Here is a 16,313-nt window from a genome sequence, read left to right as displayed (position 1 = left end):
AAATGAGGGAATTTACATGGAAAATGTAATTGTTTATACAAGTTCAAACTGTCCTCACTGTCGTCAAGTAAAATCCTTTTTGAATGATAAAGGGGTTCAATTTGAAGAACGTAACATTGAGGAAAATGAAGATTTTGCTCAACAAGTATGGGATATGGGTCTTCGTGCTGTTCCTGTTACTGTTATTGGCGATAAAAGAATTGTAGGGATGAATAAATTGCAATTCGATAAGGCATTGTCTTAAGAAGCTGCGTTAGTGAGAGGTTAATCATACTTTAATAACAAATAAGGTTGCCCTTCATCCGAAAAAGATGGCGATGGCAACCTTTGTTTTATATTCATATATCATTTTTGTCTATTCAAAAAGATGTTTTGCTACCTGCATCAAAGCAAAGCTGGCAATTGCACTTCCGATGAGTCGGAAGCCTGACTTTTTACGACCTTGATATAATCTCAGAATCCCTAAGCTAACTAGTGGAGCAATAATAAATACAGGTACCATTACAGCAATATATAATCCAATACTCATAAGCCATCTTCACTCCCATCGGCGAAACAAAAAAGATATGATTTAAATCACAATTTGATTTATTTTTTATTATACATAAATGTTATCCTTTTAATGGCGTTTTCACAAAAAATTCACTGAACAAAATTATGACAATTAATGATTTTCATATTGAGTACATCAAAAAAAGTAAATATTTGCATAAATTCATCACATTATCTACTCGACAAAACTAGAAGACTTCTGCATAAAAAGCTGTGTTACAATTGAAATAGATTGGTGGACAACCATGTAACTTGTTTAAAGTAAATTGTGGACAAGAGGTGAGCATATGGCTAAAAAAGGACATCAGCGATGGGTTGCGATAAGTATTGCTAGTACAATATTATTTGGTACGATTCCTCCTGGCTGGGGAATTCCTGAGGTACACGCAGCTTCGGAGTCTGTTCCTACCTTTACTTCATTTAAACAAATTCAAAATCAGTTGGCACAGGATTTGCTGGAACGTAAAACAGTCATGAGCTTCCGCTATAAGGGATCCACGGCTAATCTGGAAAGTCAACTTAAGCAGTCTATTGCTATCGCGCTTGAGCGTGATCCATATACAAAATATATTGTTGATCGTTATGTTTTTTCGTGGAAAGGGAGAGCTTCCTCAACTAAAGTTACAGTAAAGTTTGTATATCGTGAAACTAAAGCACAAACTGCATATGTGAATTCAAAAGTAAAAAAGATTGTTCAGCATATTATTAAGAAAAATATGACTGACCATGAAAAAATTAAGGCTATTCATGATTATGTGGTTCAAAATTTAAAGTATGACCATGGACTTAAGAATTTTACAGCTTATGAGGGGCTTAAAATTGGAGAGGTAGTCTGTCAAGGCTATACACTATTAGCTTATAAAATGTTGGAGGAAGCTGGCTTTACGAGTAAAATCGTCGAGGGTACAGCGAAGGGTCAACTTCATGCTTGGAACTTAGTGAAGCTAGACGGAAAATGGTACCACATGGACACGACTTGGGATGATCCAGGGGACGATACGTTATTTAAAGGTGGCGTAAAATATACGTATTATTTAAAAACAGATCAACAATTAGCAGTAGATCATACATGGAACCGCAAAAATTACCCTGCTGCCAATAGTAATTATCGTGATGTACTGTTAGGCTTAGTGGATACTAATGCAGGAAAAAAGGGAGAACGTTACAAGGAAATTTCAGAGGATTTAGGTTTACATTTGTATGCTAAAGACGCAGTTGTTCTTAGTAGCGAAGATTTAGTCTCTAAAATAGCTATGCAAATAAAAAAAGGGCATAAGCGTGGACTTGTACGCTATTCAGGTTCTGAAGATCAATTGATTACGGACTTAGCAAGCCTGTATTCATTGAAGATCGGTAAAATCAGCTATTTGATAGAGAAGCTTGAGGATACTAATGATTGGAAGGTTGAAATCCGTTGGGAGTAGTGGCAATAGTTATTAGGGTACTAGATCCAGAATAAAGAGATACAGGATAACATAATAACAGATGATAAGATAACAAGAGTAATAAGGGAGAGACATGGAATTGTTCCATATCCCCTTGTTACTCTTTTTATTTACATTAAATCTGTAACCAACGATTTGGTGTCATCGCCAGTTCACGTAGTAACTCTACAAACTTTCCGACGTGCCAACCATCACAAGCAGCATGATGACATTGAATTGCAAGTGGCATAAGTGTTTTTCCGTTTTCCTGAATATATTTTCCGATTGTGAAAATCGGAAAAAGGTAGTTTTTATTTGGCAAAACATTAATATTAAAGGCTGTAAAATCTACCCATGGAAGACTAGAAATATTAAAAACGTTAGCTGGGACAGCGCTCTGGGGAAATAAAATACGATCGCAATTAGCATATTGGGTAGTTTCTTTTAAAAATAAGTCGTAAAATTGCCCAAAGTTGACATCGTAATTTGTCCATAGAGCAGAAAATGTGTTTGTGCTGGGATTCAAAGTTGTATACATGGGATTTACTTTTTCCCAATATCCTACATTGCCCTTATCATTAATATCCATTCGGAACTCTGGAAGCTGATTAACAATAGTAGACAACATATAGATTTGTACGGGATAACTCTTTAAGCCCTTCTCCCTGAGAAGAGGGAGTAAGCTGGTAATATCAATTTGAACGGTGACACTGTAAGTACAGTTCACGTTATTGGTGTAATGGTTATAATGTTCTTTTCTTGCCCATTGATCCATTTCAATTTCAATAAATTTCATTTTATTATCCTCCCAAATTTTTTATTTTAAATTGGGAGGTACTTCACGTGTCTTTACCATGTTTTTCACTCCTTAACGTTATTGTGTATACATTTTTATAATTTCATTTCCTTTTTCCACCATGAGATTAATAAGCTGTTGAGGTTCTACAATTCTAGCATGGTGTCCTAAACGATATAATACGGGAGTAATAAACGATAACTCGCCCTCATCTATCATTATATCAATGTATCCAGAACCATCTTCATTTATATAAATAAATTGCTCGAAATAAGAAATACTCTTACATTGACGTACCCCTTCTACCGTTAAAATTAGATGAAGTCTTATTGGTTTTTTAATTTCATAAGTATGAAACCATTCCTCTAAAGTAATAAAATGTGACTCCGTCTCCTCAGTGTCTTCAATGGATAAAATGCGATCAACCCGGTATAACAGTAACTTATCCTTATCCAAATCATGTGCAGGTAAGTACCACAAGCCATCATGAGCGTAAACACCAATGGGATGAATGTATTTATCTCTAGCTCCTGATTTTGAAGCATACTTCATTCGTAGGTTTTTTCCTGACATACATATTTCTAAAGTTTCTTGTAACAAGGGCGTATCTATCATTCTGGATGGATTCCAAAAGGTTAAATGATGACGTAACCGCTCCACTTTATTTTTTGCCCCAGGATGAAGGGAAGAAAACAACTTTTTAGATACAGAGCCAACCTCTGCGGAGAAGGGCAAACTATTGTAATTCTGTAACGATTGAAAGGCAAAGAAAATAGCAACAGCCTCATCTTCCGTAAATAGGATGGGGGAAAGTAACGTATTTGTGATGACAGTAAACCCACCATGTCGTCCTTGCTCTCCATAAACGGGCAAGCCCATATCTGCTAAATCTAAAATATATCGATGTACAGTACGTGTGGAAATGTTGAACTCATCTGCAACTTCTTGTGCAGTAAACTTTTTTTTAGCACTAATAAAAATAAGAATATCGAGCAGGCGTGTAGATTTGGACATTTTCTCACCTTTTTTAAAATTAGTGGTTGCTAACTTCTGAGGAAAGCAGCTACGGTGCAGAGGGTGGCTTCGACCCCTGTTACAACCTATTTTTTTGAATTAGATAACTTCGCTATTTTAGCTTCCTGTCAGCCACTAATTTTTAAGTTGAGCCGTTTTTAAAAGTAATTATTTTTATTTATTAGTGTAGCGCAATATCATGACAACAATTGTCATGTTTTACTGTTAGTATGACCTTACTTGATGAAAGAATCAAGTGTGAGGATAGAGCAACAAATCTATAGTATTAAGAAGAAGAGGAGATGATTGGATTGGCACGAGAGGTAATTTTGTATATTGCAGCTAGCTTAGATGGATATATCGCCAAAAAAGATGACAATTTAGATTGGTTGTTAGAGACACACGCAGATGGGGATAACGGCTACAATGCGATGTATGAGAGCATTGATACGGTCATTATGGGCAGAAAAACCTATGATTACGTAGTAGAGCATAGCGAACAATTTCCGTACCCTGATAAACAATGTTACGTGTATTCAAATACGAAGTCAGGAAGAGATGAATATGTTGAATTTGTAAAGGGAGATATACTTCCTTTAATAAACCAATTAAAGGCACGAGAGGGAAACAATATTTGGCTTGTGGGTGGGGGAGATTTAATCATCGATTTTATTCAAAATGATCTGATAGATGAGTACCGACTCTTTATTACACCACACTTGCTAGGTGGGGGAATTCCGTTATTTAAATCTGGATTTGCAGAAAAGCAGTTAAACTTAATAGATGTTAAACGAAATGGGCAGTTTGTGGAGATGGTCTATAGAAATATTTTATAAATATTGGCTCTATTAAAAAACAGTATTTGACAACGGATGGAGGCTGGTAGCTACGATCCAGAGCGTTCCTGCGATTGTGTTAAAATCATATTCCTTTTTAGGCTCAATACAATAATTATTGCTTGACAATCAATGAAGTAAGAGGCTACGTAGCAGGGAGTGGCTTCAACCGCTGTTAAGGCCCCAATTTCTTTATAACAGGTGTTGAATGGATGAAATTGTGTCCTTAAAGGCGGGCGCGTTCGCTTCTCCGTCATCTCCCTGCTCCTTCGTTTCGTTAGCTTATTGTCAAGTACCGATTCTTAAGTTGAGCCAATTTTTATTGAAGTTATTTATTGGTGGAATTTGATTTTAAGAGACAATCTTCAGAATCGCTCTGTCTCTTCGCTAGTAGGGGGTAGTTGTCAAGCACTGATTTCAAGAGAACCAAATTTAAATGGAGATTCTATAGTGGTAACTCTACAGGAGTAGAACTCAAAAAGGGAGCTGTTTACTTCAAGTAAACAGCTCTCTTAATTATTAGCTATCCAAAAGTATAAATTTACTGTTAACGCTCACGATTCGCCATTTGCTGCCATACTGTTCCTACGGCTTCTTCTCCTGCTTCAATTCGTTCTAGTGCCATGCGAGCCTGTAGGCTAACCTCGAATTCGGTATCATCAATTGCAGCACGTAACGCAGGTACGCAACGTTCGTCTCCAACATCAAATAGAAAACGAGCGGCTCTCCAGCGAACGAGCTTGCTTTTGTCCTGTAACGCCTCCATCATGGGCTCTGTTGCAATTGGATCTCCAAGATCAGACAAAGTATCTCCTGCGGTACGTCTGATAACAGGTGATGAATCCTTTAATGCTTCACATAATAATGATATTGCTTCAGAAGAACCGATATCGCCGAGGTACACAACCGCAAGTCTACGGATTTGTAGCTTAGGATCATGTATAACCTTTAATATTAAAGGCATCGTTGCTTCACTTGGCTCAAGTGCATCAAGTGCGGCATAACGTTGCTGCCATTCCTCATGAGAAAGCAATTGTTCAATCTCAGCCAAAGTATAGCTTTTACGCTGCTCTACAAATTCGGCCTCACTACGACCATGGGCTATGGCCTGCTTCACAATCGTTTGCAAACGCTCCTCTGGGTAAGCTGCTTCGAGTTCCTGCTCGACTTCTCTTGCAATCTCAGGAAGTTCCCCATAACGTACCCCGTAATCAGTTAGCTTACGCTCTTTAATTAACGTGGCACTTGCGACTTCAGTAACTGCATTTACGAAGCGTGGCGCTAAGGAAATACGTTCCTCCTTTTGACCTGCCTTAACACGAATTTGCATCGGAATACCACGGAAAAATTGGACAAGCACCTGCGCTTCTCCAAATGCAAACTCATTTTGATCCTCAGGGTTCCAGCTTGAATCAATCTCCTGTTGTTGAAACTGTTGCTGTATTTGAGCTAAAATCGCACCCCAATCAGCACCTCCCCTACGGTCAATGGCGATGAAGTCAGCGGTATGAAACACACTACGTACCCCATCAATGTCTAAAATTTGGGCAATCCATGGTGGGGCTGAGCGGATATTTTCTATTGTATATGTTTTCCGAATACCGGAATCTAGGGCTTCATCTAATTGTAGCTTCATGGAATTAGGGCTTGGTGTTGGTTCAATTAATAAAATTTTCATATAACGTTCACAACTCCTTTCATTAACATTGTACATGTTCATTGCATTTAATAAAAGTTGCTGTGTTATTTCTGTTTATGTCTGCATTTTTATGGTTATAAATACAAATTAAACACTACTAACGATAAAATTGCACACAACTTGTTGGATTTGAACTCAGGGTAGTGCTTGCTCTACAATAAACATAAAGTCATATGAGCATGGCAAGATTGCTGCCTGCCCAGTAACAGGATGAGTAGACACAAGGGAGGGCGTAAATGTAATGCCTAAAAAAAGATACTCAAACATCGATAATGTAAGTACAGATAAAACACTAAAGCAATTTAAACAGTGGCGTAAAGAACGAAGAGAAAAAACTAAGGATTACTCCTATGTTGTTCCTAATGTACCCCCACAGCTTGATTATTTATGGAACAATCGAGAACAAGCGACGGTGACTTGGATTGGTCATTCTACCTTTTTAATTCAATATGGAGGGCTTAACATTGTTACTGATCCTGTCTGGGCGATGAGAATGGGTTTCCAACGTAGACTTGGGATGCCAGGAATTCCACTTGATGATGTACCAGACATTGACCTTATTCTTATTTCTCATTCCCATTATGATCATATGCATATTGCATCTATTCGTAGATTATATGGAAGACATACGGAGCTAATCGTGCCGATTGGACTTAGACGTAGACTCGCTCGTAAAGGCTTTAGAAGAATTCATGAGCTTACGTGGTGGGAGGATTTAACCTTTAAGGGAGTGAAAATCTCCTTTGTTCCTTCACAGCATTGGACACGTCGAACGTTATTTGATACCAATACCTCACATTGGGGTGGGTTTGTTTTAGAGGCTGACGAGGGCATGCCTTGTATTTATTTTGCAGGAGATAGCGGTTATTTCAAAGGTTTTACCGAAATTGGTCAACGCTTTAATATAGATATTGCCTTGATGCCAATTGGAGCTTATGAGCCTGAATGGTTTATGACATCCCAACATACTACACCAGAAGAGGCACTTCAAGCTTTTGTTGATGTACGGGGCAAGCTGATGATTCCGATGCATTATGGCACATTTAAGCTAGCAGATGATACTGCACGAGAGGCGCTTGATCGGTTGGAGGCGGATCGTAAACGTCGGGGATTGCCAAAGGATATCATCCATTTGTTGCATTATGGAGAAACGTTTCATGTAAAGAAATATCATTTCAAATAAACAAGCTTAATCATTTCAGTTTAAGATAGAAAAATATTGAGTAGGATATTCACGATTAATGTGAGAACAATGTCGCTCTTTCCGCTTAGAGTTACCCTTTTTATGATATAATGCTAAACTAGGGTGTGATTATGAATAAAGGATGGTAATGTGTAAATGATCAGTACAACTGGTGTAACGCTCCGCTATGGAAAACGGGCACTTTTCGAGGATGTAAATATAAAATTTACGCCTGGTAACTGTTACGGCTTAATTGGAGCTAATGGTGCAGGGAAATCTACCTTTTTAAAAATTTTAGCTGGTGAAATTGAACCAAACCAAGGCGAGGTTCACATGACTCCAGGTGAAAGAATGGCTGTGCTTAAGCAAAACCATTATGAATATGATGAGTTTTATCCGTTAGAAACGGTCATTATGGGTCATAGTCGCTTATATTCCATCATGAAGGAAAAGGATGCTTTGTATGCAAAAGCTGACTTCTCTGAAGAAGATGGTATGCGTGCAGGTGAGCTTGAGGGTGAATTTGCGGAGCTTAACGGCTGGGATGCAGAAGCGGATGCTGCTGCCTTGCTTATTGGTTTAGGAATTCCTCGTGACTTACATGATAAAAAAATGTCTGAATTAAGTGGTAACGAGAAAGTGCGTGTTTTGCTTGCTCAGGCTTTGTTTGGTCGTCCGAACAATCTATTGCTGGATGAGCCTACGAACCATTTGGACCTCGAGTCCATCCGTTGGCTAGAAAACTTTTTGATGGATTATGAAGGTACAGTTATCGTGGTATCCCATGACCGTCACTTCCTAAACAAAGTATGTACTCATATTGCTGATATTGATTTTGGTAAAATCCAAATGTATGTTGGTAACTATGACTTCTGGTATGAATCTAGCCAATTAGCACTTGCATTGCAACGTGATGCGAATAAGAAAAAAGAAGAAAAAATTAAAGAGCTACAGGCATTTATTCAACGTTTCTCTGCGAATGCTTCGAAATCAAAGCAAGCAACTTCGCGTAAAAAGCAATTGGATAAAATTACATTAGAGGACATCCGTCCATCCAATCGTAAATATCCATTTTTACATTTTAAAGCAGAGCGTGAAGCCGGTAAGCAACTTTTAACCGTAGATGGATTGAGCAAAACAATCGAACAGGATAAGGTGCTTGATAATGTAAGCTTTGTTGTAAATAAAGGGGATAAAATTGCATTTGTAGGTCCTAATGGCTTACCTAAAACAACGTTATTCCAAGTATTGATGGGTGAAACAGAAGCAGATGCTGGTGAATTTAGCTGGGGCGTGACAACCTCCCAGGCGTATTTCCCGAAAGACAACAGTAGCTACTTTGATGGTGTAGAGCTAACTCTTGTAGATTGGCTTCGTGAATATTCTAATGATCAAGATGAAACGTTTTTGCGTGGCTTCTTAGGACGGATGTTGTTCTCAGGTGAAGAAGCGCTGAAAAAAGCAAGCGTGTTGTCTGGGGGCGAGAAGGTTCGTTGTATGCTCGCTAAGATGATGCTTAACGGTGCTAACGTATTGCTGTTTGATGAGCCTACGAACCACTTGGATCTAGAGTCTATTACAGCACTCAATAACGGTTTAATCGACTTTGATGGTACGATCTTATTTACATCTCATGACCATCAATTCATTCAGACGATCGCGAACCGTATTATTGAAATTACCCCTAAAGGTATCATTGATCGTATTATGAGCTATGATGAATATCTTGAAAGTGAAGAAATTCAAAAACTACGTAATGAGATGTACGAAGGTGCTTTAGATTAATACATCTTCATCTACCTTTGAATTATTATTTTAATTAAAAAACCAAGGATGCTCTTGGGGGACTTATCCCTTGATCTTAAGAGCTTCCTTGGTTTTTTCTGTTTTCTGATTGGTTGCTAAGCATCCATTATACGCCAGTACGACGACGTTGGTTGTTTGGCTTTTTATTATTTTGTGTTTTTAAAGCTTTAGTTTGAGTACTACCTTGGAATCCGGCTTTATTGCCTGCTTGTTGTTGTTTTTTTTGCTCTAGCTTTTGACGCATCGCTTCCGCTAGGCTTATTTTTCGTGGTTGTTGATTCTCTTCTGTCATCTAAATCATCTCCTTGATATTGAGAAAGGGGCCTATCTCTATCTTAAACGTTTTTAAAACGATGGACAACGGGAATAATAACATATGAATCAATTGTTCAACAATAATTGCACTGATATTGACTGATATATTTCTGAGGAGGCTAAAGGTTTGGACATTTATGAGGATATTCGTAAAGGTGAGCGAGGAGCATGGGTAAGTATTGCGGCTTATATCGGCTTATCCATCTTTAAATTAAGCTGTGGTTATTGGCTTGCTTCCAATGCGCTTGTCGCTGATGGCTTTAACAACTTAACCGATATTGTGGCTTCTGTCGCCGTATTAATTGGACTCAAAATTTCCCAAAAGCCACCTGATTCAGACCATACATACGGTCATTTTCGTGCAGAGACGATTGCGGCTTTAGTTGCTTCTCTTATTATGGCAATTGTGGGTATCCAAGTTATTTTTACAGCACTTCGCTCCTTGTATTATGGAAATACATCCTCACCTGAGCTTGCAGCAGGAGGAGTTGCGGCATTTTGTGCTGTCATAATGTGGGGAGTCTACCTGTATAATCGTAAGCTTGCGAAGCAAACAAATAGTGGTGCGTTAATGGCGGCAGCTAAAGATAACATGTCTGATGCATTAGTCAGTGTTGGCGCAACGATTGGTATCGTTGGTTCGCAGTTTGGCTTACCTTGGCTTGATATGGTGGCAGCGTTAGGTGTAGGTATTTTAATTTGCTATACAGCATGGTCAATATTCCGTGAAGCTACACATAATTTAAGTGATGGTTATGATGAAGAAGAGTTAGCTAGTTTACGGAGTGCCATTCGCCGAATTGATGGAGTAGAAGGGATAAAGGAGCTAAAGGCACGTATTCACGGGAATAAAGTGTTTGTCGATGTTGTGATTGAGGTAGATCCGCAGTTAACAGTAAAACAAAGTCATGAGATTAGTGATCTTGTAGAGAAAGAAATGTACAACGAGAAACAGAATGTGTTAGGTGTCCATATTCATGTGGAGCCTAAGGAAGGAATGCATCAGGACGAGTTAACATAGCTGATAATAAAGTTATTTGTTTATTAACCCTCCATCTCTATCTTTCCTCAAGATGTGGCAAAGGCACAGGAGAATAGACAAATGTATCCCCATCTTCATTTCGTTTTAGTACAACTCCAAATAGAGCCCCACCATTGCTTTCTCCCGATGGCAGGGTGAAAATCATTGGTTCACAGCGTAACTCCTCGCTTACGTCTTTAAAAACCTCCTGCCAATGCTTGAAGGCAGCCTCAACTAGTAGGTCAAGTTGGGCATAAATTTCTTCTAACTCCCCAGCCTGTAACCTAAAAAACGGTTCATTAATTTTATATTTAATTGCAAGCTTCTCCTTATACTCCTCAACGGTTAATAAACTGAATTCCCAGTCAAACGGAAAAATTGTTAGATCATAAATGTATAGCTTCATCTTTTTCATCCCTTTGCGAAAAGTTTATTTGTTAAGAAAAGTTTATTTGTTAAATAGTAAGCTTAATCATACTTTCTATATAATTTAATCATAAAAGATAGATTCAACAATAAATAGATTTATCTAATAAATCTATCTAGTAGCCCCATCTGGTAGTCCATCTCTAGCAGTTAAATAGAACCTGTATACATACGAAAGGACTGGGTATTTGGTAGCACAAAAAGGAAAAACACGAAAATCGACTTATTTAGACAAAATGCGACAAGGAATATAATGGTGATATCGCCAAGGAAAGGAGTGAATGGTTAAGAGTCGCCTGAATTCATCAAGAAAACACCAAGAATATGCATCTAGGAGGACATCTATGAAGCGCAGTACGGCTATTTTTATGTTAAGCACAGCTATCTTATCTTCATCAATTACCTTTCCAATCGCAGCCTCAGCTGCAGAAATGGAAGTATCCGCAACAAAACAGACCTCATCTACAGGAACCATTGTTGGGGGGGTTAATTTAAGAGACAAGCCTTCTTTGTCTGGTAAGGTAGTTGGATTTGTAAAAAAATCAACGAAGGTTTCAATAGTAGAAGAAACGAATAACTATTTTTATAAAATAAAAACACCTGATGGCAAGGTTGGTTATATTAGTTCAAACTCTAAATATATTCAGGTTAGTGGACAAGTACCAGCACCTATCCCAACACCATCTAAGCCTGAGCCAACTAAACCATCGATTCCTGATAGCATTAGTAATAAAATCGACCTTGTCATCTCAACGGGGATGAAATATTTAGGTACACCATATGAATATGGCTCTGATCGCAATACAACACTTACTTTTGATTGCTCTGATTTTACAAGACAAGCTTTCAAAGAGGCGTTGGGTCTTGTGTTGCCCTCAGACTCTCGTAAACAAGGGGAATGGATTAAAAGTAATAATACCGCAGTATATAGTATTAATAAGCTGAAGCGTGGAGATTTACTATTTTTTATGAGTTATAAAGGCTCCGGTGATGCCGCTTATCAAGGTATTGATAAAAACAAGGAACGAATTACACATGTTGCGATTTATTTAGGAGATGGGCAGATGTTGCACACGTATTCTAGTAAATCAGGTGGAGTTAAAACAGACAAGCTGGATGGCGCATGGGTTAAACGTTTCTTATATGGGGGAAGTGTGCTGAAATAATTTAAAAACGCACGATGAGGACTGTTGTGATCAACTTCCTATCGTGCGTTTTTGATTATAATTTCATATGTTAAGTTCTATCGATAATTATGATCCTAATTAAAACTTAATGTATGTCCTGGCAAGTGAATCCAAGCGTTGCCTAACCACGTATAAATTTCAAACCATTCGCCTTGAACTTTACCTGTTGGTGTTACACTTTGTGGTGCTAGCTTGCTCCAAGCTTTCCCTTCAGGCATTTCATAAATTACAGTAGTTTCCTCTAGATCAATTGGGAGTGGAGCGATAACCAGATCACTTGCTTTTACAAAAGGCTCGCTCACTGTAAGTCTAATTGGATTATTTTCTGTTTGCGTTGTCGTCGCTTCTGTAGATGTATTGTTTTGCTCCATATTGGATGTGCTTGATGTATCTGCGGAAGCAACTGTAGCAAGTGTTAAACTAAGTGCAGCTGTAGCAGCAAAAATGGATAATTTTTTCATACTGAAATCCCTCCTGAATTTTACAAAATTTAATTGTAGCATAAATACTGAATTACGTCTGTTTTGTCTTTAACTCTTCCTTTTGTTAATTGAATAGTCCCTATGAAGAACTTCTTCTTCCCGTTATTAAGGAAATAATAAACAAAACTAAAAAGATAAAAAACAATACTTTGGCTATGGATGCTGCCGCAGCAACAAGGTTGAAGAAACCAAATATACCGGCAACAATTGCAATAACGAAAAAAACAGCAGCCCATTTTAACATGGCATTCATCCCTCTTTCATAGTAAATTAGTATTGAGTGGTTTAACGTATTGCTCATTAACCTGTGGGTTGGTCCTTTGAAACACTTTAATTTTTTGAAGAAATTGTGGTTCGGGCTAATTGTTATATGGTTAATTATTTGGTTAATGAGTCATTACGTAGGTCAGGAAGAGGAGGAAAAACATGATTTTACAAATTAGTGTGGCAGTCATTGCTGTGGCGTTTGTTGTGCTCGTCATATTTGTCGTAAGAACACTACAAGCAGCAGAACAATCTCTGAACAAAACAACACAAACCTTACAGGAGGTACAGCAGACGGTTGATGAGTTAAGCTATGAGCTTAAGCAGGTAGTGAGGCAAGCAAATGATATCTCAGGTGATGTTAAGCACAAGATGAACCAGATTGATCCTGTAATGGAATCCGTCAAAAATGTTGGTGAAGTATTAAGTGAAGTGACCTCAGCTGCAAAACAAGTGTCAAGCGCAGTTGTTCATCGGTTTCAAAAATCTTCACAGCAAATAAAAAAAGAAGCTACGGCTTCAATCACATCAGTTGATGCTAATGCAGTAAATTCAGGAGTTGCAGCAAAACCAGCAAGCACATCTTCTAAAAAGCAGGATTGGACAAAATGGGTAGATATCGCGGCTACTGTCTGGCAAAAGTATCGGTCGTAGGTTATCTTATTAGTTGGTTCAAAAGTAAAATACATGGGTAATGCTTGGCTAACAAGCCATTGAAACTTAGAGCTCGGAAAATATAGATAAGGAATGGGAGTATGCATGTTGCCCATTCCTTATCTATGTTTAAACTACTAGGAATAGTTGTTTTTTTCGACAAGCGCATACACTTTTTTAGCTATGAGCGATAAGGAGGAAAAGAAAGATGAAAATTTTGATTGTTGATGATAATCCGACAAATATAATTATTGTGCGTGAGATTTTGAAAAAAGAAAACTTCCGTAAAACGTTTGTGGCCTCATCAGCTAAGGAAATGTTTCAAATGCTTGGTGTAGGTCATTCCCCTAAAAAAAGAGACAATTTAATCGGAGACGTGGATTTAATATTGCTGGATATGATGATGCCAGAAATGGACGGCATTGAAGCTTGTCGTGTACTACAGCAGCATGACCCTTTGAAGGAAATTCCAGTTATTATGGTCACCGCCGTAGGGGATTCTAAAAAGCTGGCCGAAGCTTTAGATGCAGGTGCTGTGGATTACGTGACAAAACCGATTAACAAAGTAGAGCTGATGGCACGTATTCGTTTAGCTTTGCGATTAAAAAAGGAAAAAGATTGGCATAAGGAACGAGACCAGCATTTAAAGGACGAGCTACAGCTCGCAGCAAAGGTACAAAGCGCAGTCTTAAGTCCTCCAATCCATGATCCCCATTTCCAGATTGATGCCTTCTTTAAGCCCTCTTTTGAATTGGCGGGAGACTTATATTCTTGGTATTCGTTAGGGGATGGAAGGTATGGGGTTATTTTGTTAGATATGATGGGCCACGGTATTTCTTCTTCGTTATTTTGTATGTTTATTGCTTCAGTACTAAAGGATACGGTGACTACCTATGTTGAACCAGAGAAGGTCATTAATGAATTGAATCGACGCTTTAATCAGCTTCATATTAAAGATCAGCTAATTCAATACTATTTTACAGCGATTTATTTAGTTGTAGATACGAGATTTAAAAAAATTGATTACGTCAATGCAGGGCACCCACCAGGGTTGCTATGCACACAGGATGGGAAGATTACGAAGTTAGATACAGTATGTGCACCTGTTGGGCTGTTTGACACGATGGAGGCAACTACCACAACGATTCCTTATGAAGGAAATGGTCACATCGCCTTATATACGGATGGCTTGATGGAACTGCTTGCAGAGGAATTAGATGAGCAGATGCAAATGATTGAATCCTTTATGAAGCGTAGTCACCACTTGAATCGTGAGGAAATGGAGCAGTTATTAAGTGAAGTAGAGCAACGTAAAAGTCGCGAAGATGATCAATGCTTAGTTTGGATTTCCTTTGATGAGGGGTAAGTATATAAAAAGTGATATAAAAACGACATAAAAAATACATGGTAGTGTAATAAGGAGGTACTTATGGGGGGGAATTCCGAAAAAGCAACCATTTTATTTATTAATGATCATAGGGAAGATGGATTAGCAGTGGAAGCTGTGCTTGAACAGGATCATTATAAACTAAAGGTAGTAACCTCTGAAGAGGAACTACTTCACTATTTGCGAGAAGCTGAGGTTGCAGTCATATTGCTTAATGTAGATATGCCTAGACTAGATGGGGTACAAACCGCAAAGAGAATCAAAGCTCATCAACATACGAAAAACATCCCCATTATTTTTATTTCGGACAATCAAAAAAAAGTGGAAAGCTTAGTGGAGTGTTATTCACTAGGTGGGTTTGATTACATGGTTAAGCCTTTAATTCCACAGCTGTTACGATCAAAGGTGCATAGTTATGTCACGATGTATCAGGTCAATAGGGAGCTGAAGAAGCAAAGTGATTTGCTAACACAAAAAACACTAGAGCTGGAAAAAATAAATCAGCAGTTACTTGAAGCAAAGGAAGCGGCAGAAATTGCGGCTAAAGCCAAAACGGAATTTTTGGCTATGATGAGTCACGAAATTCGAACCCCAATGAATGGGATTATTGGCATGATTGATTTATTACTAGATAGTGAATTAGAGGATGATCAAAAAATTTACGCAGATATTATTCGTAGTAGCTCAGACACACTAGTCTCTGTTATTAACGACATTTTAGATTTTACAAAGCTGGATTCTGGCAAGATGAAGCTTAAACATAGTGCTTTTTCAATCAGAAATGGGATAAAGGAAGTATTTACATTGTTTTCAGTGTCAGCTGAGCGTAAAGGCCTGCAATTAGAATATGACATTGAAGAAGCAGTGCCAGACCGGCTTGTGGGTGATATGGATCGTATTAGGCAAATTCTAATTAATTTGCTTGCAAATGCGATTAAATTTACGGCTCATGGTGGCATTTACCTAAGGATTTCAGGCAATCCATTATCCAAAGAGAGCTATGAATTGCAATTTGCCGTGAAGGATACGGGTATTGGTGTGGATGAGCATAAAATAGATCAGTTATTTCAACCTTTTTCACAATTAGATTCATCGATGTCTAGAAAGTATGGAGGAACAGGGCTGGGGCTAGCGATTTGTAAAATATTAGTACAGCTTATGAACGGGGAAATATGGGTGGAATCACACCAAGATTCAGGAGCCACCTTTATATTTACAATCCAACTGACATTGCCAATGTATTCCAATTGTTAAAATATTGATTCAT

General features: G+C 38.1%; 18 protein-coding genes. 10 read left to right on the top strand and 8 right to left on the bottom strand.

All coding sequences use genetic code 11. The annotated features are described in order from the left end of the window. Positions 1–16: 16 nt before the first annotated feature. Entirely contained in the window at positions 17–244 is a 228-nt protein-coding gene (locus ABE099_RS19290; RefSeq protein ID WP_430033016.1) for a glutaredoxin family protein, read from the top strand. A 111-nt stretch (positions 245–355) separates the two neighbouring features. Here ABE099_RS19290 and ABE099_RS19285 read toward each other — a convergent pair whose 3' ends face one another. After that, positions 356–529, bottom strand: a complete 174-nt coding sequence (locus ABE099_RS19285; protein ID WP_210090008.1) for a hypothetical protein — start codon at positions 527–529, stop codon at positions 356–358. A gap of 310 nt (positions 530–839) precedes the next feature. Here ABE099_RS19285 and ABE099_RS19280 point away from each other — a divergent pair, with 310 nt between their 5' ends. Next, positions 840–1,976 carry a transglutaminase domain-containing protein gene (locus ABE099_RS19280; RefSeq protein WP_430033014.1) on the top strand — a complete coding sequence of 379 codons (1,137 nt, stop codon included), beginning with the start codon at positions 840–842 and terminating at the stop codon, positions 1,974–1,976. A 136-nt stretch (positions 1,977–2,112) separates the two neighbouring features. Here ABE099_RS19280 and catA read toward each other — a convergent pair whose 3' ends face one another. Both catA and ABE099_RS19270 read right to left on the bottom strand, forming a co-directional pair. Then, positions 2,113–2,772: a type A chloramphenicol O-acetyltransferase gene (gene catA, locus ABE099_RS19275; RefSeq protein ID WP_430033012.1), complete on the bottom strand. Its 660-nt coding sequence runs from the start codon at positions 2,770–2,772 to the stop codon at positions 2,113–2,115. A gap of 78 nt (positions 2,773–2,850) precedes the next feature. Then, positions 2,851–3,786, bottom strand: a complete 936-nt coding sequence (locus tag ABE099_RS19270) for a helix-turn-helix transcriptional regulator (protein ID WP_430033010.1) — start codon at positions 3,784–3,786, stop codon at positions 2,851–2,853. A 311-nt stretch (positions 3,787–4,097) separates the two neighbouring features. Here ABE099_RS19270 and ABE099_RS19265 point away from each other — a divergent pair, with 311 nt between their 5' ends. Continuing rightward, positions 4,098–4,622 carry a dihydrofolate reductase family protein gene (locus ABE099_RS19265; protein ID WP_430033008.1) on the top strand — a complete coding sequence of 175 codons (525 nt, stop codon included), beginning with the start codon at positions 4,098–4,100 and terminating at the stop codon, positions 4,620–4,622. A gap of 547 nt (positions 4,623–5,169) precedes the next feature. On the opposite strand, the gene ABE099_RS19260 is transcribed toward ABE099_RS19265, so the two are convergent. After that, positions 5,170–6,300 (bottom strand): virulence factor, encoded by a 1,131-nt coding sequence (locus tag ABE099_RS19260; RefSeq protein WP_430033006.1) that lies wholly within the window; start codon positions 6,298–6,300, stop codon positions 5,170–5,172. A 262-nt stretch (positions 6,301–6,562) separates the two neighbouring features. Here ABE099_RS19260 and ABE099_RS19255 point away from each other — a divergent pair, with 262 nt between their 5' ends. Both ABE099_RS19255 and ABE099_RS19250 read left to right on the top strand, forming a co-directional pair. Continuing rightward, the gene (locus ABE099_RS19255; protein WP_430033004.1) at positions 6,563–7,504 is read left to right on the top strand and encodes an MBL fold metallo-hydrolase; all 942 of its coding nucleotides are present in this window, start codon (positions 6,563–6,565) and stop codon (positions 7,502–7,504) included. Between the two features lie 156 nt (positions 7,505–7,660). Next, entirely contained in the window at positions 7,661–9,289 is a 1,629-nt protein-coding gene (locus ABE099_RS19250) for an ABC-F family ATP-binding cassette domain-containing protein (protein ID WP_430033002.1), read from the top strand. A gap of 127 nt (positions 9,290–9,416) precedes the next feature. On the opposite strand, the gene ABE099_RS19245 is transcribed toward ABE099_RS19250, so the two are convergent. Next, positions 9,417–9,602 (bottom strand): hypothetical protein, encoded by a 186-nt coding sequence (locus tag ABE099_RS19245; RefSeq protein WP_430032999.1) that lies wholly within the window; start codon positions 9,600–9,602, stop codon positions 9,417–9,419. A gap of 150 nt (positions 9,603–9,752) precedes the next feature. Between ABE099_RS19245 and ABE099_RS19240 the strand changes: the two genes are divergently transcribed. Beyond that, positions 9,753–10,646 carry a cation diffusion facilitator family transporter gene (locus tag ABE099_RS19240; RefSeq protein ID WP_430032996.1) on the top strand — a complete coding sequence of 298 codons (894 nt, stop codon included), beginning with the start codon at positions 9,753–9,755 and terminating at the stop codon, positions 10,644–10,646. A gap of 37 nt (positions 10,647–10,683) precedes the next feature. Here ABE099_RS19240 and ABE099_RS19235 read toward each other — a convergent pair whose 3' ends face one another. Next, positions 10,684–11,052, bottom strand: a complete 369-nt coding sequence (locus tag ABE099_RS19235) for a hypothetical protein (RefSeq protein ID WP_430032993.1) — start codon at positions 11,050–11,052, stop codon at positions 10,684–10,686. 364 nt (positions 11,053–11,416) lie between these two features. On the opposite strand from ABE099_RS19235, the gene ABE099_RS19230 reads away from it, so the two are divergent. Further along, positions 11,417–12,238 (top strand): C40 family peptidase, encoded by an 822-nt coding sequence (locus ABE099_RS19230; protein ID WP_430032991.1) that lies wholly within the window; start codon positions 11,417–11,419, stop codon positions 12,236–12,238. A 95-nt stretch (positions 12,239–12,333) separates the two neighbouring features. On the opposite strand, the gene ABE099_RS19225 is transcribed toward ABE099_RS19230, so the two are convergent. Together ABE099_RS19225 and ABE099_RS19220 are read right to left on the bottom strand one after the other, a co-directional pair. Then, complete coding sequence (locus ABE099_RS19225; RefSeq protein WP_430032989.1) at positions 12,334–12,720, bottom strand: hypothetical protein; 387 nt, start codon at positions 12,718–12,720, stop codon at positions 12,334–12,336. A gap of 100 nt (positions 12,721–12,820) precedes the next feature. After that, a complete protein-coding gene (locus ABE099_RS19220; RefSeq protein ID WP_430032987.1) occupies positions 12,821–12,985 on the bottom strand; it encodes a DUF1328 domain-containing protein in 165 nt (54 codons plus the stop codon). 182 nt (positions 12,986–13,167) lie between these two features. Here ABE099_RS19220 and ABE099_RS19215 point away from each other — a divergent pair, with 182 nt between their 5' ends. From ABE099_RS19215 to ABE099_RS19205, 3 genes are all read left to right on the top strand, one after another. Continuing rightward, positions 13,168–13,659, top strand: a complete 492-nt coding sequence (locus ABE099_RS19215; protein WP_430032986.1) for a DUF948 domain-containing protein — start codon at positions 13,168–13,170, stop codon at positions 13,657–13,659. A 208-nt stretch (positions 13,660–13,867) separates the two neighbouring features. Next, a complete protein-coding gene (locus ABE099_RS19210) occupies positions 13,868–15,025 on the top strand; it encodes a SpoIIE family protein phosphatase (protein WP_430032984.1) in 1,158 nt (385 codons plus the stop codon). 63 nt (positions 15,026–15,088) lie between these two features. Next, a complete protein-coding gene (locus ABE099_RS19205; protein WP_430032982.1) occupies positions 15,089–16,300 on the top strand; it encodes an ATP-binding protein in 1,212 nt (403 codons plus the stop codon). The last annotated feature ends 13 nt before the right edge of the window (positions 16,301–16,313 follow it).

The sequence above is a fragment of the Paenibacillus turicensis genome, assembly GCF_050461185.1.
Classification (GTDB): domain Bacteria; phylum Bacillota; class Bacilli; order Paenibacillales; family Paenibacillaceae; genus Fontibacillus; species Fontibacillus turicensis_A.
Note: the sequence above shows the minus strand (reverse complement) of the source record. Positions and strands in the feature narration are given on the sequence as shown.

Bases quoted from the DNA above. Each gene is read 5' to 3' on its own strand.
- ABE099_RS19290 (WP_430033016.1), top strand. From the start codon at position 17: ATGGAAAATGTAATTGTTTATACAAGTTCAAACTGTCCTCACTGTCGT.
- ABE099_RS19285 (WP_210090008.1), bottom strand. From the start codon at position 529: ATGAGTATTGGATTATATATTGCTGTAATGGTACCTGTATTTATTATT.
- ABE099_RS19280 (WP_430033014.1), top strand. From the start codon at position 840: ATGGCTAAAAAAGGACATCAGCGATGGGTTGCGATAAGTATTGCTAGT.
- catA (WP_430033012.1), bottom strand. From the start codon at position 2,772: ATGAAATTTATTGAAATTGAAATGGATCAATGGGCAAGAAAAGAACAT.
- ABE099_RS19270 (WP_430033010.1), bottom strand. From the start codon at position 3,786: ATGTCCAAATCTACACGCCTGCTCGATATTCTTATTTTTATTAGTGCT.
- ABE099_RS19260 (WP_430033006.1), bottom strand. From the start codon at position 6,300: ATGAAAATTTTATTAATTGAACCAACACCAAGCCCTAATTCCATGAAG.
- ABE099_RS19255 (WP_430033004.1), top strand. From the start codon at position 6,563: ATGCCTAAAAAAAGATACTCAAACATCGATAATGTAAGTACAGATAAA.
- ABE099_RS19250 (WP_430033002.1), top strand. From the start codon at position 7,661: ATGATCAGTACAACTGGTGTAACGCTCCGCTATGGAAAACGGGCACTT.
- ABE099_RS19245 (WP_430032999.1), bottom strand. From the start codon at position 9,602: ATGACAGAAGAGAATCAACAACCACGAAAAATAAGCCTAGCGGAAGCG.
- ABE099_RS19235 (WP_430032993.1), bottom strand. From the start codon at position 11,052: ATGAAGCTATACATTTATGATCTAACAATTTTTCCGTTTGACTGGGAA.
- ABE099_RS19230 (WP_430032991.1), top strand. From the start codon at position 11,417: ATGAAGCGCAGTACGGCTATTTTTATGTTAAGCACAGCTATCTTATCT.
- ABE099_RS19225 (WP_430032989.1), bottom strand. From the start codon at position 12,720: ATGAAAAAATTATCCATTTTTGCTGCTACAGCTGCACTTAGTTTAACA.
- ABE099_RS19220 (WP_430032987.1), bottom strand. From the start codon at position 12,985: ATGTTAAAATGGGCTGCTGTTTTTTTCGTTATTGCAATTGTTGCCGGT.
- ABE099_RS19215 (WP_430032986.1), top strand. From the start codon at position 13,168: ATGATTTTACAAATTAGTGTGGCAGTCATTGCTGTGGCGTTTGTTGTG.
- ABE099_RS19210 (WP_430032984.1), top strand. From the start codon at position 13,868: ATGAAAATTTTGATTGTTGATGATAATCCGACAAATATAATTATTGTG.
- ABE099_RS19205 (WP_430032982.1), top strand. From the start codon at position 15,089: ATGGGGGGGAATTCCGAAAAAGCAACCATTTTATTTATTAATGATCAT.